This is a genomic window from Streptomyces murinus, assembly GCF_002154555.1.
In the GTDB taxonomy this organism is placed as follows: Bacteria; Actinomycetota; Actinomycetes; order Streptomycetales; family Streptomycetaceae; genus Streptomyces; species Streptomyces murinus.
This window is the reverse complement of record NZ_MUNF01000636.1, coordinates 1-5,266: the sequence shown is the minus strand read 5'-3', so window position 1 is coordinate 5,266 and position 5,266 is coordinate 1. Positions and strand designations below refer to the sequence as shown.

General features: G+C 72.8%; 7 protein-coding genes. 3 read left to right on the top strand and 4 right to left on the bottom strand.

Features of this window, described 5'->3' with window-relative positions; translation table 11 throughout:
• From CCN72_RS31920 to CCN72_RS31910, 3 genes are all read left to right on the top strand, one after another.
• A partial coding sequence (locus tag CCN72_RS31920) for a Gfo/Idh/MocA family oxidoreductase (RefSeq protein WP_244174578.1) occupies window positions 1-650 on the top strand: 650 nt, incomplete at its 5' end.
• Window positions 647-1,159, top strand: a complete 513-nt coding sequence (locus tag CCN72_RS31915) for a heme-degrading domain-containing protein (protein ID WP_085564914.1) — start codon at window positions 647-649, stop codon at window positions 1,157-1,159. The genes CCN72_RS31920 and CCN72_RS31915, both read left to right, overlap by 4 nt.
• Window positions 1,160-1,279: 120 nt before the next feature.
• The gene (locus CCN72_RS31910; RefSeq protein ID WP_086811657.1) at window positions 1,280-2,155 is read left to right on the top strand and encodes an LLM class F420-dependent oxidoreductase; all 876 of its coding nucleotides are present in this window, start codon (window positions 1,280-1,282) and stop codon (window positions 2,153-2,155) included.
• Between the two features lie 197 nt (window positions 2,156-2,352).
• Here CCN72_RS31910 and CCN72_RS31905 read toward each other — a convergent pair whose 3' ends face one another.
• The 4 genes from CCN72_RS31905 to CCN72_RS31890 all read right to left on the bottom strand — a co-directional run bounded on the left by CCN72_RS31905 (window position 2,353) and on the right by CCN72_RS31890 (window position 5,061).
• Window positions 2,353-3,210: a fumarylacetoacetate hydrolase family protein gene (locus tag CCN72_RS31905; RefSeq protein WP_086811656.1), complete on the bottom strand. Its 858-nt coding sequence runs from the start codon at window positions 3,208-3,210 to the stop codon at window positions 2,353-2,355.
• A gap of 136 nt (window positions 3,211-3,346) precedes the next feature.
• The gene (locus CCN72_RS31900) at window positions 3,347-4,066 is read right to left on the bottom strand and encodes a YidC/Oxa1 family membrane protein insertase (protein ID WP_086811655.1); all 720 of its coding nucleotides are present in this window, start codon (window positions 4,064-4,066) and stop codon (window positions 3,347-3,349) included.
• A 90-nt stretch (window positions 4,067-4,156) separates the two neighbouring features.
• The gene (locus CCN72_RS31895; protein WP_107430207.1) at window positions 4,157-4,483 is read right to left on the bottom strand and encodes a DUF6412 domain-containing protein; all 327 of its coding nucleotides are present in this window, start codon (window positions 4,481-4,483) and stop codon (window positions 4,157-4,159) included.
• Between the two features lie 2 nt (window positions 4,484-4,485).
• On the bottom strand, window positions 4,486-5,061 hold the full coding sequence (locus tag CCN72_RS31890; protein ID WP_208638158.1) for a winged helix-turn-helix transcriptional regulator: 576 nt from the start codon (window positions 5,059-5,061) through the stop codon (window positions 4,486-4,488).
• Window positions 5,062-5,266 lie beyond the last annotated feature (205 nt).

Below are 5,266 nucleotides of genomic sequence, written 5' to 3'. Positions count from 1 at the left end.
CCCTCCTCGAAGACGGCGCGCTCGGCGACGTACGCCGCTTCGAGTCCCGCTTCGAGCGCTGGCGCCCGCGCCCCAAGGGCGGCTGGCGCGAGTCCGGCGACCCCGCGGAGATCGGCGGGCTGCTCTACGACCTCGGCAGCCATGTCGTCGACCAGGCCCTGGTGCTGTTCGGCCCGGCGGCCGAGGTGTACGCGGAGGCCGACGTCCGCCGTCCGGGCGCCGAGGCCGACGACGACACCTTCATCGCGCTCACCCATGCGAGCGGCGTCCGCTCCCACCTCTACGTCTCCGCGACCACCCCCCAACTCGGCCCGCGCTTCCGGGTGCTGGGCTCCGAGGCCGGCTATGTGAAGTACGGCCTCGACCCCCAGGAGGCCGCCCTGCGCGAGGGACTGCACCCCGGCCCCCGGTGGGGCGCCGAGCCCGAGGCCCTGTACGGCCGGATCGGCGCCGGTGAATCCCCGCTGACCGGCGGCGGCACCCCGGTGAAGACCCTGCCCGGCGACTACCCCGCCTACTACGCGGCCGTCGCGGCCGCCCTCACCGGTGCGGGCCCCAACCCGGTGACCGCCCTGGAGGCGGCCGCCGCCCTCGATGTACTGGAGGCGGCCCGCCGGTCCGCCCAGGAGAAGGTGACGGTGACCCTGTGACCACACAGCAACAGCAACTCGCGCCCTCCATCGAGGAGTTGGAGGAGCAGGAACAGCGCCTGACGTTCGACCGGTTCACGTACGACGACGCGTGGGCGCTCGGTTCCCTGATGGTCGAGCTGGCCCGTGAGCGCCGGCTGCCGGTGGCGATCGACATCCACCGCGGCGGACAGCAGCTCTTCCACGCGGCCCTGCCCGGCTCCGCCCCGGACAACGACGCCTGGATCGTCCGCAAGCGCCGGGTGGTCGAGCGCTACGGCGCCGCCTCCTATCTGGTCGGCTCCCGCTTCCGCGCCAAGGGCACCACCTTCGAGAACTCCTCCCGCCTCGACGCGGACACCTACGCGGCGCACGGCGGCTCCTTCCCGATCCGTCTGGAGCAGGCGGGCATCATCGGCGCCGTGACCGTCTCGGGCCTGCCCCAGGTCGAGGACCACCGGCTGGTGGTGGCGGCGCTGGAGAAGTTCCTCGGCCGCCCGGCTCGGTCCCCCGGCGGTTCGACCGACTGAGGGAACCGGGCGATCAGACCGAGGGAACCCGGGAATCAGCGGGAACGCCCTCCGGTTGGCAGTGGGCACAGACGTGATGATCACAACAGCACCGCCCCACCCTCCGGAGGGATCGCCCGCATGAGTCAGAGCACAGGCACGCTGAAGCAACGCCTCGGCCGACACGGCGTCTGGGACGTCGCGCTGCGCGCGGAGGACCCCGCGCGCCGCGGCGAGCAGGAGGACGCCGCCGCCGAGCTGGAGGAACTCGACTTCGGCGCGATCTGGCTCGGCGGCAACAGCACCGCCGCGAACGCCACCCCGCTCATCGAGGCCACCCACCACATCACGGTCGGCACCAGCATCCAGAGCGTGTGGCAGCGGGACGCCGCCACGACCGCGGCCGACTTCGCCCGGCTGGAGTCGTCCCAGCCCGGCCGCTTCCTCCTGGGCCTCGGGGTGAGCCACGGGCCCCGGGTGGAGGGCTACCACCGCCCCTACTCCGCGATGGTCGACTACCTGGACGCGCTGGACAAGGCCGGTGTCCCGGTCGGCCGCCGCGTCCTCGCCGCCCTCGGCCCCAAGATGCTGCAGCTGGCCGGGGACCGCGCGGCCGGCGCCATCCCCTACCTCGTCACCCCCGAGCACACCGCGCAGGCCCGCGAGATCCTCGGCCAAGGCCCGCTGCTCGCCCCGGAGTTCAAGGTCGTCCTGGAGCAGAACCCGACCCGCGCCCGCGAGATCGCCCGCGCCTATCTGGCCCGCTACCTCGAACTCCCCAACTACACCGACAACTTCCTCCGCCTCGGCTTCGACGAGTCCGATGTCACGGGCGGCGGCAGCGACCGGCTCATCGACGCGGTCTTCGCCTGGGGCGACGACGACCGGATCCGCCGCCGTGTGCACGCCTTCCACGAGGCGGGCGCCGACCATGTGGCCCTCCAGGTCGTCACGGAGGAAACGGGCCGCACCATCCCCCGCGAGCAATGGCGCAGGCTGGCCTTGCTGCTGCGGTGACCGGGTCACCCCCCTTGGCTGGAGGCGGTCTCCCCTGCCCTGAGCCGGTCGGGGCCGCGGCACGCGTGCCCCGGCCCCGACCGGCTCGGAGGCGCGGGGCCGTCCGAACGCACGGCTCCGCCGTGCGGGCGCGAGGAGCCACGAACCGACCGCGCCCGACGGCGAGGCCCCGTCCGCCGGCCGCCCCGGCGGAGCGCCTACGCGTCCTTGAACTCCTGCCGCTGCCGCCCGAGTCCCTCGACCTCCAGCTCCACCACGTCCCCGGCCCGCAGATACGGCTTCGGCTCGGGATGCCCCATCGCCACTCCGGCCGGCGTCCCCGTGTTGATCACGTCTCCGGGATACAGCGTCATGAACTGGCTGACATAGCGCACCACTTCGCCGACCGGGAAGATCTGCTCCGCCGTGGTGCCGTCCTGCTTCAGCTCCCCGTTGACCCACAGCCGCAGCGACAGCCGCTGCGGATCGGGGACCTCGTCGGCCGTCACCAGCCAGGGCCCGAGCGGGTTGAACGTCTCGCAGTTCTTGCCCTTGTCCCAGGTCCCGCCCCGCTCGATCTGGAACTCCCGCTCGGAGACATCGTGCGCGACCGCGTACCCCGCGACCTGCGCGAGCCCCTCCTCGGCCGACTCCAGGTACCGGGCCGTCCGCCCGATGACGACGGCCAGCTCCACCTCCCAGTCGGTCTTGGCGGAGCCGCGCGGCACCAGCACGGTGTCGTGCGGCCCGACCACCGTGTCCGGCGCCTTGAAGAAGACGACCGGCTCGGCGGGCGGCTCGGCGCCGGTCTCGCGCGCGTGGTCGTGGTAGTTCAGCCCGATGCACACGATCTTCCCGATCCGCCCGAGCGGCGGCCCGACGCGCAGCCTCGCCGCGTCCAGTACGGGCAGTCCACCGGCGGCGGCCGCGTCCCGCACCCGCCCGAGCGCGGCGGCGTCGGCGAGCAGCGATCCGTCGATGTCGTCCACGAGTGCGGACAGGTCACGCAGGGTTCCGTCGGCGTCGAGCAGCGCGGGCCGCTCGGCCCCCGTCGTACCCACTCGCAGCAACTTCATGGTCACCCTCTCCCTCGATCGCGGGCGCCCGGCCGACGTGTGCGGCCGTCGGAGGGCTGGACGATCCTCCAATCACCCCGTCCACCCGGCAAGACCCTGTTCACGTACTGGACCGTAACCCCGGCGGGTCCGGCCGCTACGGCTGCCGGTACAGCGCCGCCCGCTCCACCGCGCTCCACGTCGTACTGGTGACGACGTACAGAGCGGCGGCCAGCGGTACGACGGCCACGCTGACCAGGGTGAGGAAGGACAGGAACGGCATCACCTTGCCGACCGCGCCGAGCCCCGGCACCTGCTCCTCGCCACCGGCGGCGGCCATGACCGGGTTCTGCGCCATCTGCTTCTTCGTGCGCAGGTAATTGAAGGTGGCGACGCCCGCGACCAGGGCGAACAGCACCAGGTAGACCACCCCGGCGCCGCCGAACAGCCCGCCCCCGGCGAGCGCGTCGGCCCACCGTCCGCCGAGCGGCGCGGCGAACAGCCGGTGGTCGAGCAGCGCGTTGCCCGAGGTGCTGGAGAACAGGTGGTACAGGAGGAAGAACGCGGGGAGCTGGAGCAGGCTCGGCAGGATGCCGGAGAGCGGCGAGACCTTTTCCTCGGTGTGCAGTTCGAGCAGCGCCTTGCGGAACCGCTCCTGGTCCTTGCCGTGCCGCTTGCGCAGTTCGGCGATTCTCGGCTGGAGCGCGGCACGGGCCCGCTGACCCCGGGCGGCGGCACGGGAGAGCGGATGGACGAGGAGTCGTACGAGCGCGGTGAACAGGACGATCGCGGCGGCGGTCGCGGAGCCGTGGCAGAGCGGTGCGAGCAGGTCGGCGAGCCGCTCGACCAGGTGTGCGAACACGGAGAAGACGGACATGGGTGAGCCCTCCGGGGGTCTCGTCGTGCCGGGGAAAAGTGAGATCGGCAGGACGACCCGCGCGGGGTCACGGCATATGAGGAGCGTGCCCTACGCGGCGGTCGCCGGAAGGGTCCGCCCGGGCGCCCGGGGCCTGCGGCGGCCGCGCGCGTCGGGATCACGCTGGGGCAGGAAGGCCGTACGCCGGGCCCGGTCGCGTATCGCCGTACGGATACGGGTGGGCGGTACGGCGGGTGCGCGGCCGGCGGCGATCAGGGTGCACAGGGCGAGCGCGGAACCGGCGGCGGCGGTCGCGGCGAGGGCGACGGCGGTGGTGAGGCCCCCGGTGTCGAGGAGCGCGAGGGGGAGCAGGAAGAACAGGGGGGCCAGCAGGAACGCGACGGCACGGCCGGGGCCGCGGTCGATGGTCCGGCTCATCGTCATCCCCCTCCCCCCACTCCACTGGTCGGTACTCGCCTCGCACCGGATTGTGCCTGGTCGGTCTCCATGGGCTCCAGCAGCCGGCGCGGCTTGAGCAGCACGCGGCTGATCGGATCCACCGGGTCCGGATCGAGACCGGGACCCGGCTCCATGACAACGTCGGCGACCGGCACGATGGTTCCGCACCGGGCGCATTCGCCGTACGGGCCGAGTTCGGTGCCGCAGTCGGCGTGCCGGAAGTAGCGCAGCCGGCCGTCGGTGAAGTGCTCGCGACCCCAGGCGCCGAGGGCGCGCAGGGTGGGCCACAGGGCGATGCCGCGCTCGGTGAGCACGTACTCGTCGCGGGGCGGCGACTCCTGGTACCGGCGCTTCTCCAGGATCCCCTCCGCGGTCAGCGTCTGGAGCCGGGCGGCGAGGACGGCGCGCGGGATGCCGAGGTGGACGAGGAAGTCGTTGTAGCGCCGTACGCCGTAGAGCGCGTCCCGTACGACGAGCAGCGTCCAGCGCTCGCCGACGATCTCGAGCGCGCGGGCGATCGAGCACTCCTGTGTCGCGTAGTCCTTGCCCAGTGCCATGCCCTCCACTGTAGCCACTTTCCGACGGTAGGTTCAGTCATCGAACCTACCGTGTTACGGTGGCCGGGACAGCTAGGTTCAGTGACCGAACTGAGGACTTGCCATGACCGGGCTCGATTCCGCCGCAGTGGGCGAGGCGCGCGAGGCGCAGGGAGTGCGAGAGGCGGCGCGTGGGGCGCATCGGGCGCCTCGCCCACTGCGGCGG